The organism is Streptomyces fructofermentans (assembly GCF_014651055.1).
GTDB lineage: Bacteria > Actinomycetota > Actinomycetes > Streptomycetales > Streptomycetaceae > Streptomyces > Streptomyces fructofermentans.
In genome coordinates, this window is the sequence record NZ_BMWD01000031.1 from 1 (window position 1) to 17,811 (window position 17,811).

The following is a 17,811-nucleotide window of genomic DNA, read 5'->3' on the forward strand; positions in this document are numbered from 1 at the left end:
GATCGGGGACCCGCCCGCTCACGTCCGCGGTTGGTGCGGGGCGCGGAGGACGCCCGGGGGCCGGCCGGCCCCGTGGCCCTGCGCGGTCCGGGTCAGGCGCGTTCGCGGACCGGCTCGGACGCTCCGGCGACGGCGACGGTCTCGCGCTGTGCCGGTACACGCCGCTCCGCGAGGCGGGGCGACGCGGCCGCGACGGCCGAGGCGCGGGACGCGGTGGGTTTGGGTGCGGGAACCGTCACGGCCACGAGGAGGCCGAGCACGAGGGCCGCGAGCGCGATCACCACGACTCCCGGTCCGGAACTCGTCTGTGACAGCAGCAACATGGCGAGCGTGGAGAAGATCACGGTGAAGGAACCGTAGGCGAGCTGTGCGGCGGTCGGACGAGGCATGGCTATTCCGTCCTCGGGGTGGGGGTCTCCCCCCGTACCTCTCGCGACGGGGGAGGATGGATGGGAATCAGGGGAGCGACAACGGTGTCCGCTTGGCGAACCACCGGAGACCCGGCGCGCCGCCAAACGACTCTATTGGGCTGTCTGCCCGAGTGGAACGAGCAGTAAGCGTGACCTAACCCACGGTGCCGGTGCACAGGGGGCGCACGGAGTCATGCCGCCGGCCGACCGGCCGCTCGAACGCGCCCGCCGAGCGCGGGGCCGACCGCCCGCGCGACCGCCGGGGGTGAACGGACAGCGGTGAGCCGCGTACGGTGGGCGGTGCATAGCCTCTTGACCTGTTCAAGTCAAGGTCTGTCTTTTCTCCTTCAACTCCGGTCGAATGGCGTCACTTGTGACGCGCATAGAGCGCGCGCGGAATCCAGATCCTGGACACCCCTCCATCCGCGCGCCCGGGCGCGGGGGAGGACTGCATCAAGTGACCAGCAGACCATGGACGTTCAGAGCAGCGGCGGTGGGTGTCGCGCTCGCCGCGGCGGCCGCCACCTTCTCGACCTTCGCGGTGGCGCAGGCCGACGGCGGAGACAGGTCGAAGGCGGCGGCGAACCGGCAGGACCCGGCTCGCGCCGAGGAGACCGGCGAGAAGCAGCACGACCTCAAGGGCCCCCTGACCGAACGTCAGGAAGCGCAGCGCGAAGAGGCGCTGAAGCAGCTCATATCCGGTGACGCCACGGTCAAGAGCCGTGGCGGCTCCAAGGTCGTCAAGCTCCAGAACAACAAGTACGTGGAACTCGGCCGGGAGAAGACCGACCAGATCTTCACGATCCTCGTGGAGTTCGGGGACCAGGTGGACAGCCGCTACGGCGGCACCCCCGGACCGCTGCACAACGAGATAGCCAAGCCGGACCGCGCCCAGGACAACAGCACGGCCTGGCAGGCGGACTACAACAAGGAACACTTCGAAGAGCTCTACTTCGGAACCGGCAAGCGCGTCCAGTCGATGAAGAAGTACTACGAGAAGCAGTCCTCGGGCCGCTACTCCATCGACGGGGCCGTCTCGGACTGGGTCAAGGTGCCCTACAACGAGGCGCGTTACGGCTCCAACAAGTGCGACCCCGACACCTGCGCGTGGAACGCCGTCGCCGACGGTGTGACCGCCTGGGTCGCCGACCAGAAGGCCTCCGGCAAGTCCGACGCCGCCATCAAGGCCGAGCTGTCCTCGTACGACAAGTGGGACCGCTACGACTTCGACGCCGACGGCAACTTCAACGAGCCCGACGGCTACATCGACCACTTCCAGATCGTGCACGCGGGCGAGGACGAGTCCGCGGGCGGCGGTGCCCAGGGCGAGGACGCCATCTGGGCGCACCGCTGGTACGCGTTCGGCACGGACGCCGGCTCGACGGGCCCCGCGGGCAACAAGCTCGGCGGCGCGCCCATCGGCGACTCCGGGATCTGGGTCGGCGACTACACCATCCAGCCGGAGAACGGCGGACTCGGTGTCTTCGCGCACGAGTACGGCCACGACCTCGGTCTGCCGGACCACTACGACACCACCAACACGGCCGAGAACTCCACCGGGTTCTGGACCCTGATGTCCTCCGGCTCCTGGCTCGGCGCCGGCAAGGACAGCATCGGTGACCTGCCCGGCGACATGACCGCCTGGGACAAGCTCCAGCTCGGCTGGCTGAAGTACGACACGGCCAAGGCGGCGAAGAGCTCCAGCCACACGCTGGGCCTCGCGGAGTACAACACCAGGAACGCGCAGGCGCTCGTGGTGGAGCTGCCGAAGAAGAAGGTCACCACCGAGGTGGTCGCCCCGGCCCAGGGCGCGACCCAGTGGTGGAGCGGCAGCGGCGACGACCTGCGGAACACGCTGACCCGTTCCGTGGACCTCACCGGCAAGTCCTCCGCCGCGCTGACCCTCGACGGCTGGTACGACATCGAGGCCGACTACGACTACCTCTACACCGAGGTGTCGACCGACGGCGGCGCCAACTGGACGCCGGTCGACGGCACGGTCGACGGTGCCGCGCTCCCGCGCGACGGCAGCGGCAAGCCCGCGCTGACCGGCACGGTGGACGCGTACAAGCCGCTGGTCTTCCCGCTCGACGCCTACGCGGGCAAGAAGATCGACCTGCGGTTCCGCTACTCCACCGACGGCGGAGTGGCGCAGAAGGGCTTCGCGGCGGACCGGATCACGGTCACCGCCGACGGCTCCGCGGTGTTCTCGGACAACGCCGAGACCGCCGACGCCGCCTGGACGGCCAACGGGTTCTCGCGCATCGGCGCGTCCATCACGGACGACTACGCGCAGTACTACATCGCCGAGAACCGCCAGTACGTGTCGTACGACAAGACCCTCAAGACGGGTCCGTACAACTTCGGCTTCGCGAACACGCGTCCGTCCTGGGTGGAGCACTTCCCGTACCAGAACGGCCTGCTGGTCTGGAAGTGGGACACCTCCCAGAAGGACAACAACGTCAGCCAGCACGCCGGAGCCGGCCTGCTGCTGCCGGTCGACGCCCACCCGAAGGCGCTGAAGTGGTCGGACGGCACGCTGATGCGCACGCGCATCCAGTCCTACGACTCGCCGTTCAGCAAGTACCCGACGGACGCCCTGCGGCTGCACAAGGCGGACGTCCTCACGAAGGTCCCGTCGCTCAAGGGCAACCCGACCTTCAACGACCACACGAACACCTACTACGACCCGAGCGCCCCGACGGCCGGTGTCAAGATCACTGACACCAACACCAAGATCACCATCGTCAAGGAGATGCGCGACGGTGCGACGATCTCGGTGAAGGTCTCCGCCGCGACGAAGTAAGTAGCGTTTCAGCAGGTCAGAACATGATCGGCCGCAACCCCTCTGGCGGGTTGCGGCCGATCGTGTTTAGGTGCGTCCTGTGGCTCTCTTATTGACACCGGTTCTCACGGGGATGTGACTGCATGGCCGCAGGAGGTTTCTGCAAGCTGCCGAACGGCACGGTGGTGGTGGCGCTGAACCTGCCCAGCCCCGGCGCGAGCGGCGGCTCGGTGCGCGTGCTGGTCCACGCCCACAACCGGGCCCGCGCACTGACGCGGCTGCGCAACCTGGGCCTGCGGGCGGTCTACCTGCGCGGCAACGCGGCGCCCCCGACACCGGACGAGGTCACCGCGGTCCTGCACCACCCCGACGGCCTCATATGGCGCACGGCCCCCGGCGCGGACGCCTGCGCCGCCGAGCTGTGGCATCCGATCCGCGCCCTGATGCGGCGCACGGCGACCCCGCAGCGGCTCTAGCGCCGCGGCGGGCGGTGCGGGCGTGCGCCCCCGCAGGCCGGCCGCGGTCTCGGATCGCGGGGCCGGGAGCCCGGGAGGCCCGCTGGCCCGCTGGCCCGCATGCCCGCATGCCCGGCGGTCCGGAAGCCCGGAGATCCGGGGCCCGCAGGCCCGCAGCCTCGGAGGTCCGGAGGCTGGGTGGTCCGGCGGCCCGGAGATCCAGAAGCCCGGCGGCCCGCATGCCCGGAGATCCAGAGACCCGGCGGCCCGGAAGCCCGGAGATCCGGGGCCCGCAGCCCGGAGGCCGGGTGATCCGCAGCTCCGGAAGCCCGGCGGCCCGGAAGCCCGGAGACCTGGTGGCCCGCAGCGCCGGAGGCATGGAGATCCGGCCCGCGGCCCCGGCGGCCCGGAAGTCAGGGCACCCGGCTGCCCGTCGGTCCGGTGTCGGCGGGCAGGGGGTCAGACGACCGGCTTGCCGGTCAGTTCCACGCCCGCCTCGCGCAGCTCGTCCAGGGCCCGCCCGGTGGTCTCCGCGGCCACTCCGGCGGTCAGGTCGAGCAGCACCTGCGTACGGAAGCCCTCGCGGGCCGCGTCCAGGGCGGTGGCGCGGACGCAGTGGTCGGTGGCGATGCCGACCACGTCGACCTCGGTGATCTCCCGGGCCCGCAGCCATTCGCCCAGCGGGACGCCGTTCTCGTCGACGCCCTCGAAGCCGCTGTACGCGGCCGCGTAGGCGCCCTTGTCGAAGACGGCGTCGATCGCCCCGGAGGCGACCACCGGCGCGAAGTTCGGGTGGAAGCCCACCCCCTCGGTGCCCGCCACGCAGTGCGCGGGCCAGGAGTGGACGAAGTCGGGGTTGTCGGCGAAGTGCCCGCCGGGGGCGATGTGGTGGTCACGGGTCGCCACGACATGGCGGTAGCCGGCGGGCGCCTGCCCGATCAGCTCCGTGATCGCGGCGGCCACGTCGGCGCCTCCGGCCACGGCGAGGCTGCCTCCCTCGCAGAAGTCGTTCTGCACGTCTACGACGATCAGGGCGCGGCGCATGGTCGGTGTCCTTCGGCTTGGCGTGGCTCCCCGCGGAGAGCTCCGCGGGGAGCGGTGCGTGATCTGCGGTTCTGCGGTGGACCGGTCGCGTCCGGTGCGCGCCCCCGCGGGGCACGCACGCCGGGACCGGGCCCCGGGACCTCACGGGCGGGTGGGAGAGGACATTCCCCGTCCCACCCCGTTCATTCGCGCCCGGACGAGGGGGTGGCCGGAGCCGTACCCCCGGGGCGGGCGGGGGAGGGCGCCGGACCCGCTAGACGTACTCGGTCGGAATGACGGCTTCCCCGCGGGACAGCTGGGTGGCCGACAGGGGCAGGCCGGCACGGGCCGCGGCGTGCCGGTCGCGTACGGCGTCGAGCGGCTCGCGTGCGACGACCCGGCCGCCCTTCACCAGCTCCACCAGCAACTGGCGGTCGGCGAGGTCCGCCGGGACGGCCCCGGTGCCGATCACCTCGGCCTCGGCGGTGCCCTGGCCGTCCACCCGGCGCGCGGCCCACTTGCGGCCGCCGATGGACGTCTTGCCGCCGGTGGACCTCTTCGCCACCGGTACCAGCGGAGCCTTCGGGTCCGCCGACTCGGCCCGGGCGACGAGCTTGTAGACCATCGAACAGGTCGGATGGCCGGAACCCGTCACGAGCTGGGTGCCCACGCCGTAGGCGTCCACGGGCGCCGCGGCCAGCGAGGCGATGGCGTACTCGTCGAGGTCGGAGGTCACGACGATCCGGGTGCCGGTGGCGCCCAGCTCGTCGAGCTGCCGGCGCACCCGGTGCGCGACGAGCAGCAGGTCGCCGGAGTCGATGCGCACGGCCCCCAGCTCGGGTCCCGCCACCTCCACGGCCAGCCGCACGGCCTCGGCGACGTCGTAGGTGTCGACCAGCAGCGTGGTGCCCCGGCCCAGCGAGACGACCTGGGCCTCGAAGGCGTCCCGCTCGCTGTCGTGCAGCAGGGTGAAGGCGTGGGCGCTGGTGCCGACGGTCGGGATGCCGTAGCGGAAGCCCGCGGCCAGGTCCGAGGTGCTGGCGAAGCCGCCGATGTACGCCGCCCGGGACGCGGCCACCGCGGCCAGCTCGTGCGTGCGGCGGGCGCCCATCTCGATCAGCGGGCGCTCCCCGGCGGCCGAGGCCATCCGGGAGGCGGCGGCCGCGATCGCCGAGTCGTGGTTGAGGACGGAGAGGATCACGGTCTCCAGGAGCACGCACTCGGCGAAGGAGCCCTCGACCCGCAGGACCGGCGAGCCGGGGAAGTACACCTCGCCCTCCGGGTAGCCCCAGACGTCCCCGCTGAAGCGGTAGGAGGCCAGCCACTCCAGGGTCGGCCCGTCGACGACGTCGTTCGCCCGCAGGAAGTCGAGGACGTCGTCGTCGAACCGGAAGTTCTCGATGGCGTCCAGCACCCGCCCGGTGCCGGCGACCACGCCGTAGCGGCGGCCCTCGGGCAGTCGTCGGGTGAAGGCCTCGAAGACCGAGCGGCGGTCGGCGGTACCGCCCTTGAGGGCGGCCTGCAGCATGGTCAGCTCGTAGTGGTCCGTGAAGAGAGCCGTCGACGGGACGTCCACCGGCAGCCCCAGGTCCGCAGTGTTCATGGCAAGGAATGCTACCCCCAATCTCGTCACTCTGACGATTTGTGGGGCTCGTTTGGCCGGAGACCCGTCTGTGGTGGCAGCATGGGCGGTGTGACGGCTCCCGCACCCCTAGAGATCGAGAAGACCGAGTCGGCGGAGGAGGTCTTCGCCGTACCCGAGCCGGACGTCCCCTGGGTGACCATCGTCCACAACGACCCGGTCAACCTGATGAGCTACGTGACCTACGTCTTCCAGACGTACTTCGGCTATCCGAAGGACAAGGCCACCAAGCTGATGATGGACGTCCACCACAAGGGCCGGGCCGTGGTCTCCAGCGGCAGTCGCGAGGAGATGGAGCGCGACGTCCAGGCCATGCACGGCTACGGCCTGTGGGCGACCCTCCAGCAGGACCGGAAATGACCGGACCCGCGGGGCCGGGACAGCCGGCACCGCGGCAGCCGGAGACAACCGACCGCAGCGCGCAGCACCGGAAGTAGCGACGCAACCTGATGCCAGGACACTTCGAACCGCTCCCCGGCGGCGGCGCGGCCGTCGCCCTCGACGAGGTCGAGATCTCGATCATCCGCTCCCTCGCCGTACAGCTCCTGGAGCTCATCGGGCCCGGGCCGGGCGGTGCGGCCTCCGACGACCCGCTCGCCGAACTCTTCGCGGAGGGGCCGACCGAGCCGCCCTCCGACCCGGTCCTGCACCGGCTGTTCCCCGACGCCTACGGCGGCCCCGGCGGCGAGGCGGACTCGCCCGGGCAGGCCGAGGAACTGCGCGCGCACTCCTCGGAGTTCCGCCGCTTCACCGAGAACGACCTGCGTGCGGGCAAGCGTGAGAACGCGCTCGCGGTCGTCCGCTCCCTGGACTCGGTCTCCGCCGCGGGGGAGGGGGGCGCGGTCCTCAAGCTGACCGCCGAGGAGTCCCGGCAGTGGCTCGGCTCCCTCAACGACCTGCGGCTGGCGATCGGCGCGCGCCTGGACGTCATCGACGAGGAGGACACCGACCTCCTCTACCAACTGCCCGACGAGGACCCGCGCAAGCCGATGGTGATGGCGTACCTGTGGCTCGGCGGACTCCAGGAAACACTCGTCGAGACGCTGATGCCGTGACGCGTTCCGTTCGCTCAGCGGACGCTCAAATCCGGATAACGATCGCATCAACGGCGCGGCCAGCTATGTAGTTCCGGGCCTTTTATGTCCCCTTCTTCCTGTGGCGTGCGCAACACGTGTCCCGGGTGATCAAAGGCGCGGCCGTGATAGATCTTCACGACCGCCCGGCGGGACACCACCCATGTCCCGACGGGTGCGCCACCGAGCCGGCGGACCGCCGGCCAGGCACCCGCTCCATCAATCCGGGGGGATCGGGACCCGATCCGAGGCCGACGAACGGCTCGGACCGGCATGGAGAAAGGCGCACAAGACATGACCTCAGTGCGGGTCGGTAAGAATCACGACGGCAATGAGGCCGTGGGCAGCGAGGCCCCCGAAGAGGGTTACGAGCGCGGCCTCGGCAGCCGACAGGTCCAGATGATCGCGATCGGCGGCGCCATCGGCGTCGGTCTCTTCCTGGGGGCCGGGGCGAACATCGCCAAGGCGGGCCCCAGCCTCATCCTCATGTACGCCCTCGCGGGCGTCATCATCTTCTTCATCATGCGGGCGCTCGGCGAGCTGCTGCTCTACCGCCCCGTCTCGGGCTCCTTCGCGGAGTACTCCCGCGAGTTCCTCGGCCCGTTCTTCGGCTACTTCACCGGCTGGACGTACTGGCTGATGTGGGTGGTCACCGGCATGGCGGAACTCACCGCCGCCGCCATCTACGTCAACTACTGGTTCCCGCAGATCCCGCAATGGGTCACGGCCCTGGTCTTCCTGGTCGTGCTCTTCGCGGCCAACCTCATCTCGGTGAAGCTCTTCGGCGAGATCGAGTTCTGGTTCTCGATGGTCAAGGTCACCGCCCTCATCGGCATGATCGTGATCGGCCTCGGCGTGCTGACCTTCGGCTTCAGCTCCGCGGGCGACACCGCCGCCGTCTCCAACCTGTGGGCCTTCGACGGCTTCTTCCCCAAGGGCATCGGCTCGTCCCTGATGACCCTCCAGGGCGTGATGTTCGCCTACCTGGCGGTCGAACTCGTCGGCGTCACCGCCGGCGAGTCCGAGAACCCGGAGAAGACCCTCCCCAAGGCGATCAACACCCTGCCCTGGCGCATCGCCCTCTTCTACGTCGGCGCCCTGACGGTCATCCTCTGCGTCGTGAAGTGGACCGAGTTCGCGCCCGGGGTCAGCCCCTTCGTGGCGGCCTTCGCGAAGATCGGCATCCCGGCCGGCGCGGGCATCGTGAACTTCGTCGTGCTGACCGCGGCCCTGTCCTCCTGCAACTCCGGCATGTACTCCACGGGCCGCATGCTGCGCACCCTGGCCGACAACGGAGAGGCGCCGAGGATCTTCAACAGGCTGTCCTCCACCAAGACGCCCGCGCTCGGCATCACCGTCTCCATGCTCTTCATGGGCATCGGCGTGATCCTGAACTACGTCGTCCCGGAGAAGGCCTTCGGATACGTCATGTCGGTGGCCACCGCGGCCGGCATCTGGACCTGGCTGATGATCCTGGCCAGCCACATCCTGTACCGCCGCGCGGTCGACGCCGGGCGCCTGCCCGCCTCGTCGTTCCCCGCGCCCGGCGGTGCGCGGTTCAGCTGGGTCGCGGTCGTGTTCCTGCTGTTCGTCACCTGCCTCATCGCGTACGACGAGGACTCCCGGGTCTGCCTGTACGTGATGGCCGGCTGGGCGGCGGCGCTGGCCGTCGGCTGGACCGTGCTGAAGGCGCGCAACCCCGAGGTCGCCACGCGCCGCGCGCAGGAGTTCGACAAGGTCGGCTGACCCTCCCGGCATGCGCGCCGCGCCCGGCGCAACGGCCTTCGGACCAGCATGCGGGCCGCTCCGTACCACGCCTCGGTACGGAGCGGCCCGTCTGCGTATCCTGACCGGCATGCTTACGATCACACAGGCCCTCGTCGACCGGATCGTCGCGCACGCGCGCCAGGACCACCCCGACGAGGCGTGCGGCGTGGTCGCGGGCCCGGAGGGCACGGGCCGCCCCGAGCGGTTCATCCCGATGCTCAACGCCGCGGGCTCGCCCACGTTCTACGAGTTCGACTCCGGCGACCTGCTGAAGCTGTACCGCGAGATGGACGACCGCGACGAGGAACCGGTCGTCGTCTACCACTCGCACACGGCGACCGAGGCCTACCCGTCCCGTACCGACATCACCTACGCGAACGAGCCCGGCGCCCACTACGTGCTCGTCTCCACCGCGGACGCCGACGACGCGGGCCCCTTCCAGTTCCGCTCGTTCCGCATCCTGGACGGCGAGGTCACCGAGGAAGAGGTCGTGATCGTCGAGTCGTACTGACGGGCCGGCCGCGCCGCCCGGAACCCAGGAACGCCGGGATGCCGGGGTGCCGGCTCCTTCCGGCACCCGGGCCGCCCGGGTGCCGGGCTCCCGGAGGCCGCCGTGGGGCGGGGCCGGTCGCGGGTGCCCGGGGCCGCCGAACCACGGGCGATCCCGGATACCGGTCAGAATTCGTCCACCATTCGAGATCACATTCCAGGACCCGGACCGGGAATCGATACGATGAGCCCATGGTTCCCCACGACGTGAGCGACAAGACGCCGGGCATGCTGCTCGTGGCGCGGCTGCACGTCGACCTGTGCAGGCTGCAGAGCGCCATCTGTACGCGCTGACCCCCACCGTCGCCGTACGGCCGTGAGCCGCGGCTCACGCGGGGCCGCAACCGCCGAACCCCCTGCACTCCCGCGCTGCCGCGCGTCACCGACCTGACTTTCCTTCCGACAGGAGCCCGCAACCATGGCCATCGAGGTCCGCATCCCCACCATCCTCCGCACCTACACCGACGGCGAGAAGGCCGTGCAGGGCGGCGGGGAGACCCTCGCCGAGCTGTTCGCCGACCTCGACACCCGGCACACGGGCATCCAGGGCCGCATCGTGGACGGCGGCGAACTGCGCCGCTTCGTCAACGTGTACCTGAACGACGAGGACGTCCGCTTCCTCGACGGCATCAACACCAAGCTCGCCGACGGAGACAGCGTCACGATCCTGCCGGCCGTCGCCGGCGGCATGAGCTGACCGGGCCCTGATCACCCATGCGCTACGACTCCCCGCTGGCCGCGGTGGGCAACACCCCTCTGGTGCGCCTGCCGCGGCTCTCGCCGTCCGCGGACGTACGGATCTGGGCCAAGCTCGAGGACCGGAACCCGACGGGTTCCGTCAAGGACCGGCCCGCGCTCCACATGATCGAACAGGCGGAGAAGGACGGCCGGCTCACCCCCGGCTGCACGATCCTCGAACCGACCTCCGGCAACACCGGCATCTCGCTCGCCATGGCGGCCAGGCTCAAGGGCTACCGCATGGTGTGCGTCATGCCGGAGAACACCTCGCGGGAGCGGCGTGAGCTGCTCGCCATGTGGGGCGCCGAGATCGTCCCGTCCCCCGCGGCCGGAGGCTCCAACACGGCCGTGCGCGTGGCCAAGGAACTGGCCGCCGAGCATCCCGACTGGGTGATGCTCTACCAGTACGGCAACCCCGACAACGCGGGCGCGCACTACGCGACGACCGGCCCGGAGATCCTCGCCGACCTGCCGTCGATCACGCACTTCGTGGCGGGTCTCGGCACGACGGGCACGCTGATGGGCGTGGGCCGCTTCCTGCGGGAGCAGAAGCCGGACGTCAGGATCGTCGCCGCCGAGCCGCGCTACGACGACCTCGTCTACGGGCTGCGCAACCTGGACGAGGGCTTCGTGCCCGAGCTGTACGACGCGTCGGTGCTGACCACGCGCTTCTCCGTCGGCTCGGCCGACGCCGTGACCCGCACGCGCGAGCTGCTCCAGCAGGAGGGCATCTTCGCCGGGGTCTCGACGGGCGCCGCCCTGCACGCCGCGATCGGTGTGGGCCGCAAGGCCGTCGCTGCGGGCGAGAGCGCGGACATCGTCTTCGTCGTGGCCGACGGGGGCTGGAAGTACCTCTCCACCGGGGTCTACACGGCGGCCACCACCGAAGAGGCCATCGAGACCCTGCAGGGCCAGCTCTGGGCGTAGCGCCCGGAGCGCGGGCCGGCGGGGGAGGGCCCTACCCCGCCAGGTGCCGCACCCGGTCCCACACCGACGGGTCCACGGTGCCCACCCTCCTGCGGAAGTCGCCCAGCCGCACGTCCCGCAGCTCGCCGCTCTCCAGGTAGCTGGTCCGCCCGTGGGCGTCGCCCACGCTGCCGGACGGCAGCGCGATCACCCCGGCCCGCTCGTCGTGGTACTTGCTGGTGATCTTGGCGACGAGGGCGGTACGCCGGCCCACGGCCAGGACGAGGCACGGGCGGTCCTTGCCCCCAGGCCCCTCCTCGAAGGGCACGGTCGCCCACCAGATCTCGGCGGGCCGGGGCCGCGTGCCGCGGCGGGGCCCGGTGGGAAGGCCCGGCGGTCTGCGCCGACCGGAGGGGTGGCGCCGCCCCCATCCGTCGACGAGCGCCGCGACGACGGCGAGCAGCACCACGGCCGCGATCACGAGCCACCACGACCTGTCCATGCGTACGACGGTACCGGGGCGCCCGTGCGCACGCTTGTCCGCCCCCGGGGCCCCCGAACCGGTGACACCGCAGGTGAGTTCTCCCACAACGGCCCGCGACGGAGGAGCGACCCGACCTTTCGCGCCTTACGCTCGACGGACCGCACGACCCCCGTCTCCACACCCCGCCAGCGGAGGTTTCTGCTTTATGAAGCTCACCGTCGTCGGCTGCTCGGGGTCGTTCCCGTCCGCGGAATCGGCCTGCTCGAGCTACCTCGTCGAGGCCGACGGCTTCCGGCTGCTTCTCGACATGGGCAATGGTGCCCTCGGCGAGCTGCAGCGCCACTGCGGTCTCTACGACCTTGACGCGATCTTCCTCAGCCATCTGCACGCCGACCACTGCATCGACATGTGCGCGTACTTCGTCGCGCGCTACTACCGGCACGACGGCGGCCGCTGCGACCCGATCCCGGTCTACGGACCCGAGGGCACGGAGCAGCGACTGACCACCGCGTACGCGGACACCCCCTCGGCCTCCTCCATGAGCGAGGTCTTCGACTTCCACACGGTCAAGCCGGGCTCCTTCGAGATCGGTCCGTTCTCCGTGCACACCGAGAAGGTGAGCCACCCGGTGGAGGCGTACGGCATCCGCGTCGAGCACGGAGGGCGGTCGCTGACGTACTCCGGCGACACCGGCGTGTGCGACGCGCTCGACGAACTCGCCCGGGACACCGACCTGTTCCTCTGCGAGGCCGCGTTCACCCACGGCAAGGAGAGCATCCCGGACCTGCACCTCAACGGCCGTGAGGCGGGTGAGACGGCGGCCCGGGCCGGTGCCCGCCGCCTCGTCCTCACCCACATCCCGCCGTGGACGGACCCCGAGGCGAACCTGTCCGACGCCCGCGAGGTGTTCGGCGGCCCGGTCGAGCTGGCGGCGCCGAGGACCTCGTACGAGATCTGAGGCGCGCACCACGACACGACGAGGCCCCCCGGAGTCGATCCGGGGGGCCTCTTCATGCCGTGGTGCGCGCAACGGCCGGGGGCTCACGCCTTGGTGAGGTCCTCCAGCTCCTCCTCGGGCTCGCGGCCCGGGGTGGGGAGGTTGAACTTGGTGATCGCGAAGCGGAAGACCGTGTAGTAGATCGCCGCGAAGACCAGGCCGATCGGGATGATCAGCCAGGGCTTGGTCGCGAGGCTCCAGTTGAGCCCGTAGTCGATGGCACCCGCTGAGAAGGTGAAGCCCGCGTGCACGCCGAGCGCCCAGGTGATCGCCATGGACAGGGCCGTGAGCACCGCGTGGATCACGTAGAGCAGCGGCGCGATGAACATGAACGAGAACTCGATCGGCTCGGTCACACCGGTCACGAAGGACGTGAGAGCCAGCGAGACCATCATGCCCATCACGGCCTTGCGGCGCTCGGGGCGGGCGGCGTGCGCGATGGCGATGGCGGCGGCCGGCAGGCCGAACATCATGATCGGGAAGAAGCCCGACATGAACTGGCCGGCGTCCGGGTCCCCGGCGAAGAAGCGGTTCAGGTCACCGTGCACGACGTCGCCGGCGGCGTTGGTGAAGTCGCCGATCTGGAACCAGGAGACGGTGTTCACGAACTGGTGCATGCCGATCGGGATCAGCGCGCGGTTGATGAGGCCGAACAGACCGGCGCCCGCGGCGCCCAGACCGGTGATCCACTCGCCGGCGTCGGAGATGACCTCGCCGATCGGCTCCCAGACCAGGCCGAAGAAGACGCCCATCGCGGTGCCGACGAAGGCCATGACGATCGGGACGAGGCGGCGGCCGTTGAAGAAGCCGAGCCAGTCCACCAGCTTCTTGCGGTGGTAGCGCTGCCACAGCACGGCGGACAGCAGACCCATGACGATGCCGCCGAGGACACCGGGGTTGTTGTAGGTCGCGGCTATGTCGGCGCCGGCCTGGACCTTGGCCTCGGTGACCGGGAACGCCTTCAGGACGTTGCTGTAGACCAGGAAGCCGACCAGGGCGGCCAGCGCGGTGGAGCCGTCGGACTTCTTGGCGAAGCCGATCGCGACACCGATGCAGAACAGCAGCGGCAGGTTGTCGAAGATCGCGCCGCCGGCAGTCGCGAACACCGCCGTGACCTTGTCGGGCAGGTTCAGCTTCTCCTGCACGTCCGCCTGACCCAGGCGGAGCAGGATGCCGGCCGCGGGCAGCACGGCGATGGGGAGCTGAAGGCTGCGTCCGACCTTCTGCAGGCCTTGGAACAGGCCGGATCCCCACTTCTTCGTGGGGGCCGCCGATGTGGTGGCGGTGCTCATAGTTCCTCCATGTGCTGGGTGCTGCCGGGGACGGGAAGGGCGAAAAGGGATGGACAGCATCCGCGTGGTCTAAACCACTGAGTGGTGTAGACCTGTTTTCTAGCACGTGAGGGTGGGATAAGGAACCCGCCAATTTTGTGGCCTGTGTCATATCGGTCGAACCGTTCGAGAACGCGAAAAAGCGCCCCCTAAGGGGCGCTTGAGCCGCTCGGGCCCCGCGGCGCCGGGGGCCGGGGGGCGCGAACCGGCCGCGGTCCCGGAGGCGGAGCGCCTCCGGGACCGCGGCCGGCCCGTGCGGGTGCTAGGCCTTCGTCACGTCCTCGACCTTGTCGTCCGGCTCGCGGCCGGGGGTCGGCAGGTTGAACTTGGTGATCGCGAATCGGAAGATCACGTAGTAGACCGCCGCGAAGACCAGGCCGATCGGGATGATGAGCCAGGGTCTCGTGGCGAGGTTCCAGTTGATGACGTAGTCGATCAGTCCGGCCGAGAAGCTGAAGCCGTCGTGCACCCCGAGGCCCCACGTGACCGCCATCGACACACCCGTGAGGAACGCGTGCACCGCGTACAGCGCCGGCGCGATGAACACGAAGGAGTACTCGATCGGTTCGGTGATGCCCGTGACGAAGGACGTCAGGGCGATCGACAGCATCAGACCGCCGATCTCCTTGCGACGATGGGGTTTCGCGCAGTGGGTCATCGCGAGGCAGGCGGCCGGGAGCGCGAACATCATGATGGGGAAGAAGCCCGAGGTGAACAGTCCGGCGTTCGGGTCGCCCGCCAGGAACATGTTGATGTCGCCGTGCACCTCCGTCCCGTCCGGCTTGGTGTAGGTGCCGAACTGGAACCAGATGGGCACGTTCAGGAACTGGTGCAGCCCGATCACGAGCAGCGCGCGGTTGGCGATGCCGAAGATGCCGGCACCCCATGAACTCAGGCTGGACAGCCAGTCGCTGAAGTCCTCCAGGCCGCGGCCGATCGGCGGCCACACCCACAGGCAGAGCGCGGCGAACGCGATGGCGGCGAACGCCATGATGATGGGCACGAGCCGGCGGCCGTTGAAGAAGCCCAGCCAGTCGACGAGTTTCGTGCGGTGGTAGCGCTGCCAGAGGTACGCCGCCATCAGGCCGACGATGATGCCGCCGAACACGCCCGGGTTCTGGTAGGTGAAGGTCGTCACCGTCCCGTCCGTCACCTGGCAGCCCGTGGCCACCGGCTTGGACCCCTCGGCGCAGTCGTCCGGGAACTGCCTCAGCACGTTGTAGTAGACGAGGAAGCCCGCCACCGCCGCCAGCGCGGTCGAGCCGTCGGACTTCTTCGCCATGCCGATGGCCACGCCGACGCAGAACAGCATGGGCAGGCCGAGCGTGCCGTCGAGCAGGGCGCCGCCGGCGCCCGCCATCACCTTGGAGATGTCCGTCCAGCCCAGGCCCTCGTCGCCGAACACGTCCGGTTGGCCGAGCCGGTTGAGGATGCCCGCGGCAGGCAGCACGGCGATGGGGAGCTGGAGGCTGCGGCCCATCTTCTGCAGACCCTGGAACAGGATGTTCCAGCGGTTCTGTACGGGCGCCGCCGCACTGTCGGCACTCATGGGTGTCCTCCCGAGTCCTCCGGAGCCTTCCGGGCCCGCTGGAACGGGACCGGGTTTGGCGGCCGTTGAAAACTGGTGTAGACCAGTCCGCGAACGGTTGCGATGTCGTGATCGCCATCCTTCGGCACGGCTGCCGTGACCGCTCGCGAAGATGGGCCAACTGTGGGTTACTGCGACAAAGCGGTTCGGATCAGGGAGTAGGACATGGCCACCAAGGCTGAGAAGATCGTTGCCGGACTCGGCGGGATCGAGAACATCGAAGAGGTCGAGGGCTGCATCACCCGCCTTCGCACCGAGGTCATCGACGCGAGCAAGGTCGACGAGGCCGCCCTGAAGGCCGCGGGCGCCCACGGGGTGGTCAAGATGGGCAACGCCATCCAGGTCGTCATCGGCACCGACGCGGACCCGATCGCCGCGGACATCGAGGACATGATGTGAGCAGGCGGGCCCACCGCGGGACGCCAGGCACCGCCGGGACCCCCGGAGCCCGCCTCCCGGTCGGCCCCCGGGCCGCCTGAAGCGTGCCGAGGGGCCGCTCCCGCCGCCGGGGGCGGCCCCTCACCCGTATACGACTAGGCTCGGCGCCATGTCTCGAATCGACGGCCGCACGCCCGAACAGCTCCGCCCGATCACCATCGAGCGCGGCTGGAGCAAGCACGCCGAGGGCTCCGTCCTCATCTCCTTCGGCGACACCAAGGTCTTCTGCACCGCCTCCGTGACCGAGGGCGTCCCGCGCTGGCGCAAGGGCAAGGGCGAGGGCTGGATCACCGCCGAGTACTCCATGCTGCCCCGGGCCACCAACGACCGCACCGACCGCGAGTCGGTGCGCGGCCGGATCGGTGGGCGCACGCACGAGATCAGCCGTCTGATCGGCCGCTCGCTGCGCGCGGTCATCGACTTCAAGGCGCTCGGCGAGAACACGATCGTCCTCGACTGCGACGTCCTCCAGGCCGACGGCGGCACCCGCACCGCCGCCATCACCGGCGCGTACGTGGCCCTCGCGGACGCCGTCTCGTGGGCCCAGGAGAAGAAGCTGGTCCGGGCCGGCCGCCGCCCCCTCACCGGAACGGTGAGCGCCGTCTCCGTCGGCATCGTCGGCGGCGTCCCCCTCCTCGACCTCCGCTACGAGGAGGACTCCCGCGCCGACACCGACATGAACGTCGTGTGCACCGGCGACGGCCGCTTCATCGAGGTCCAGGGCACCGCCGAGGCCGAGCCGTTCGCCCGCGACGAGCTCAACTCCCTTCTGGACCTGGCGGTTCTGGGCTGCGGGGAACTCGCTGTCGCTCAGCGGGCGGCCCTTGATACGGTCCTCGAAAAGTAAAGGGCGCACCAAGACGGCTGCCCGGCCCCGAGCAACCACGGCACCGGCGGGCGCGTCCCTACCAGTACGGGCGTACGGCACACCGCCGTGCGCCCGGCTGACCAACGGGGCCCGTGGGGCCTGACCAACGGGAGGACCGTTCCATGGCCGCGAGCCGACGCCGCAGGACCACCGCCATCGCCGCAACCGTGGCGGCCGTCGCCCTCACGGTCGGACTGACCACCGGCTGCGACGCCGTCAACAAGGCCCTGGACTGCGTCCAGACGGCCGACACGATCGCCGACAGCGTCACCGACCTCCAGCAGGCCGTCGAGAACGCGGCGGACGACCCGACCCAGGCGGGCGAGGCGCTCGACTCGATCGACAAGAACCTCGACACCATCGGCGACAAGACCGACGACGCCGACGTCGGCAAGGCCGTGGACAACCTCCAGTCGGCCGTCGCCAACGTCCGCGACGCCATCAGGAACGGTGACGAGACGCCCGACATCAGCCCCGTGACGGCCGCCGCCGGCGAGCTGACCAAGGTCTGCACCCCGTCGTGACCCGGAGGGGCGGGCCCGCGCGAGCGGGCCCGCCCCCGGGCGGACGCCGGGTCGGTCCGGGCGGCGCGGTCCGGGTGCGGTGGGCGCCCGCGCGTCCCCGGCCGGGGCGGCCCCGTGCGGAACGGGACGCGCTGAGGGCTTGTCCCGACAGCCCCGGTGGATCCGCGCACGGCGTCGGACGCGGTGCGCCGCGCAGAGCCGTCCCGGTACCGGGCGTACCCGGGCGGTCCGGC

The 17,811-nt window shown here is 70.5% G+C and carries 19 protein-coding genes; 13 read left to right on the forward strand and 6 right to left on the reverse strand.

Annotated features, from left to right (window positions below):
• Window positions 1–92 precede the first annotated feature (92 nt).
• Window positions 93–389 carry a hypothetical protein gene (locus IE265_RS31915; protein ID WP_190039237.1) on the reverse strand — a complete coding sequence of 99 codons (297 nt, stop codon included), beginning with the start codon at window positions 387–389 and terminating at the stop codon, window positions 93–95.
• Window positions 390–867: 478 nt separating this feature from the next.
• On the opposite strand from IE265_RS31915, the gene IE265_RS31920 reads away from it, so the two are divergent.
• Window positions 868–3,216, forward strand: coding sequence for an immune inhibitor A domain-containing protein (locus IE265_RS31920; RefSeq protein WP_190039238.1), 2,349 nt, complete (start codon window positions 868–870; stop codon window positions 3,214–3,216).
• Between the two features lie 122 nt (window positions 3,217–3,338).
• On the forward strand, window positions 3,339–3,671 hold the full coding sequence (locus IE265_RS31925) for a hypothetical protein (protein ID WP_190039239.1): 333 nt from the start codon (window positions 3,339–3,341) through the stop codon (window positions 3,669–3,671).
• Between the two features lie 438 nt (window positions 3,672–4,109).
• On the opposite strand, the gene IE265_RS31930 is transcribed toward IE265_RS31925, so the two are convergent.
• Both IE265_RS31930 and IE265_RS31935 read right to left on the reverse strand, forming a co-directional pair.
• Window positions 4,110–4,694: an isochorismatase family protein gene (locus IE265_RS31930; RefSeq protein ID WP_190039240.1), complete on the reverse strand. Its 585-nt coding sequence runs from the start codon at window positions 4,692–4,694 to the stop codon at window positions 4,110–4,112.
• Between the two features lie 253 nt (window positions 4,695–4,947).
• Window positions 4,948–6,276 (reverse strand): nicotinate phosphoribosyltransferase, encoded by a 1,329-nt coding sequence (locus tag IE265_RS31935; RefSeq protein ID WP_190039241.1) that lies wholly within the window; start codon window positions 6,274–6,276, stop codon window positions 4,948–4,950.
• An 81-nt stretch (window positions 6,277–6,357) separates the two neighbouring features.
• On the opposite strand from IE265_RS31935, the gene clpS reads away from it, so the two are divergent.
• The 7 genes from clpS (at window position 6,358) to IE265_RS31965 (ending at window position 11,369) form a co-directional block, all read left to right on the forward strand.
• Window positions 6,358–6,675 carry an ATP-dependent Clp protease adapter ClpS gene (clpS, locus tag IE265_RS31940; protein WP_190039242.1) on the forward strand — a complete coding sequence of 106 codons (318 nt, stop codon included), beginning with the start codon at window positions 6,358–6,360 and terminating at the stop codon, window positions 6,673–6,675.
• An 89-nt stretch (window positions 6,676–6,764) separates the two neighbouring features.
• Complete coding sequence (locus IE265_RS31945; protein ID WP_190039243.1) at window positions 6,765–7,370, forward strand: DUF2017 domain-containing protein; 606 nt, start codon at window positions 6,765–6,767, stop codon at window positions 7,368–7,370.
• A 312-nt stretch (window positions 7,371–7,682) separates the two neighbouring features.
• Complete coding sequence (locus tag IE265_RS31950; RefSeq protein WP_190039244.1) at window positions 7,683–9,134, forward strand: amino acid permease; 1,452 nt, start codon at window positions 7,683–7,685, stop codon at window positions 9,132–9,134.
• A 109-nt stretch (window positions 9,135–9,243) separates the two neighbouring features.
• Window positions 9,244–9,666 carry a M67 family metallopeptidase gene (locus IE265_RS31955; protein WP_190039245.1) on the forward strand — a complete coding sequence of 141 codons (423 nt, stop codon included), beginning with the start codon at window positions 9,244–9,246 and terminating at the stop codon, window positions 9,664–9,666.
• 230 nt (window positions 9,667–9,896) lie between these two features.
• On the forward strand, window positions 9,897–9,998 hold the full coding sequence (locus IE265_RS39400; RefSeq protein ID WP_359310061.1) for a putative leader peptide: 102 nt from the start codon (window positions 9,897–9,899) through the stop codon (window positions 9,996–9,998).
• Between the two features lie 124 nt (window positions 9,999–10,122).
• Complete coding sequence (locus IE265_RS31960; protein WP_190039246.1) at window positions 10,123–10,401, forward strand: MoaD/ThiS family protein; 279 nt, start codon at window positions 10,123–10,125, stop codon at window positions 10,399–10,401.
• A gap of 17 nt (window positions 10,402–10,418) precedes the next feature.
• Window positions 10,419–11,369, forward strand: coding sequence for a PLP-dependent cysteine synthase family protein (locus tag IE265_RS31965; RefSeq protein ID WP_190039247.1), 951 nt, complete (start codon window positions 10,419–10,421; stop codon window positions 11,367–11,369).
• A gap of 31 nt (window positions 11,370–11,400) precedes the next feature.
• Here IE265_RS31965 and IE265_RS31970 read toward each other — a convergent pair whose 3' ends face one another.
• On the reverse strand, window positions 11,401–11,850 hold the full coding sequence (locus tag IE265_RS31970; protein WP_190039248.1) for a type II toxin-antitoxin system PemK/MazF family toxin: 450 nt from the start codon (window positions 11,848–11,850) through the stop codon (window positions 11,401–11,403).
• A 187-nt stretch (window positions 11,851–12,037) separates the two neighbouring features.
• Here IE265_RS31970 and IE265_RS31975 point away from each other — a divergent pair, with 187 nt between their 5' ends.
• Entirely contained in the window at window positions 12,038–12,790 is a 753-nt protein-coding gene (locus IE265_RS31975) for an MBL fold metallo-hydrolase (protein ID WP_190039249.1), read from the forward strand.
• Between the two features lie 83 nt (window positions 12,791–12,873).
• On the opposite strand, the gene IE265_RS31980 is transcribed toward IE265_RS31975, so the two are convergent.
• Together IE265_RS31980 and IE265_RS31985 are read right to left on the reverse strand one after the other, a co-directional pair.
• Entirely contained in the window at window positions 12,874–14,121 is a 1,248-nt protein-coding gene (locus IE265_RS31980; protein WP_190039250.1) for a PTS transporter subunit EIIC, read from the reverse strand.
• 301 nt (window positions 14,122–14,422) lie between these two features.
• Window positions 14,423–15,709, reverse strand: a complete 1,287-nt coding sequence (locus tag IE265_RS31985) for a PTS transporter subunit EIIC (protein WP_190039251.1) — start codon at window positions 15,707–15,709, stop codon at window positions 14,423–14,425.
• Window positions 15,710–15,913: 204 nt separating this feature from the next.
• Between IE265_RS31985 and IE265_RS31990 the strand changes: the two genes are divergently transcribed.
• The 3 genes from IE265_RS31990 (at window position 15,914) to IE265_RS32000 (ending at window position 17,578) form a co-directional block, all read left to right on the forward strand.
• A complete protein-coding gene (locus IE265_RS31990; protein ID WP_190039252.1) occupies window positions 15,914–16,147 on the forward strand; it encodes a PTS sugar transporter subunit IIB in 234 nt (77 codons plus the stop codon).
• A gap of 148 nt (window positions 16,148–16,295) precedes the next feature.
• A complete protein-coding gene (gene rph, locus IE265_RS31995) occupies window positions 16,296–17,033 on the forward strand; it encodes a ribonuclease PH (RefSeq protein WP_190039253.1) in 738 nt (245 codons plus the stop codon).
• A 143-nt stretch (window positions 17,034–17,176) separates the two neighbouring features.
• Window positions 17,177–17,578, forward strand: coding sequence for a hypothetical protein (locus IE265_RS32000; protein ID WP_190039254.1), 402 nt, complete (start codon window positions 17,177–17,179; stop codon window positions 17,576–17,578).
• Window positions 17,579–17,811 lie beyond the last annotated feature (233 nt).

Bases quoted from the DNA above. Each gene is read 5' to 3' on its own strand.
- IE265_RS39400 (WP_359310061.1), top strand. From the start codon at position 9,897: ATGGTTCCCCACGACGTGAGCGACAAGACGCCGGGCATGCTGCTCGTG.
- IE265_RS31935 (WP_190039241.1), bottom strand. From the start codon at position 6,276: ATGAACACTGCGGACCTGGGGCTGCCGGTGGACGTCCCGTCGACGGCT.
- clpS (WP_190039242.1), top strand. From the start codon at position 6,358: ATGGGCGGTGTGACGGCTCCCGCACCCCTAGAGATCGAGAAGACCGAG.
- IE265_RS31915 (WP_190039237.1), bottom strand. From the start codon at position 389: ATGCCTCGTCCGACCGCCGCACAGCTCGCCTACGGTTCCTTCACCGTG.
- IE265_RS31970 (WP_190039248.1), bottom strand. From the start codon at position 11,850: ATGGACAGGTCGTGGTGGCTCGTGATCGCGGCCGTGGTGCTGCTCGCC.
- IE265_RS31945 (WP_190039243.1), top strand. From the start codon at position 6,765: ATGCCAGGACACTTCGAACCGCTCCCCGGCGGCGGCGCGGCCGTCGCC.
- rph (WP_190039253.1), top strand. From the start codon at position 16,296: ATGTCTCGAATCGACGGCCGCACGCCCGAACAGCTCCGCCCGATCACC.
- IE265_RS31985 (WP_190039251.1), bottom strand. From the start codon at position 15,709: ATGAGTGCCGACAGTGCGGCGGCGCCCGTACAGAACCGCTGGAACATC.
- IE265_RS32000 (WP_190039254.1), top strand. From the start codon at position 17,177: ATGGCCGCGAGCCGACGCCGCAGGACCACCGCCATCGCCGCAACCGTG.
- IE265_RS31965 (WP_190039247.1), top strand. From the start codon at position 10,419: ATGCGCTACGACTCCCCGCTGGCCGCGGTGGGCAACACCCCTCTGGTG.
- IE265_RS31950 (WP_190039244.1), top strand. From the start codon at position 7,683: ATGACCTCAGTGCGGGTCGGTAAGAATCACGACGGCAATGAGGCCGTG.
- IE265_RS31925 (WP_190039239.1), top strand. From the start codon at position 3,339: ATGGCCGCAGGAGGTTTCTGCAAGCTGCCGAACGGCACGGTGGTGGTG.
- IE265_RS31955 (WP_190039245.1), top strand. From the start codon at position 9,244: ATGCTTACGATCACACAGGCCCTCGTCGACCGGATCGTCGCGCACGCG.
- IE265_RS31975 (WP_190039249.1), top strand. From the start codon at position 12,038: ATGAAGCTCACCGTCGTCGGCTGCTCGGGGTCGTTCCCGTCCGCGGAA.
- IE265_RS31990 (WP_190039252.1), top strand. From the start codon at position 15,914: ATGGCCACCAAGGCTGAGAAGATCGTTGCCGGACTCGGCGGGATCGAG.
- IE265_RS31980 (WP_190039250.1), bottom strand. From the start codon at position 14,121: ATGAGCACCGCCACCACATCGGCGGCCCCCACGAAGAAGTGGGGATCC.
- IE265_RS31930 (WP_190039240.1), bottom strand. From the start codon at position 4,694: ATGCGCCGCGCCCTGATCGTCGTAGACGTGCAGAACGACTTCTGCGAG.
- IE265_RS31960 (WP_190039246.1), top strand. From the start codon at position 10,123: ATGGCCATCGAGGTCCGCATCCCCACCATCCTCCGCACCTACACCGAC.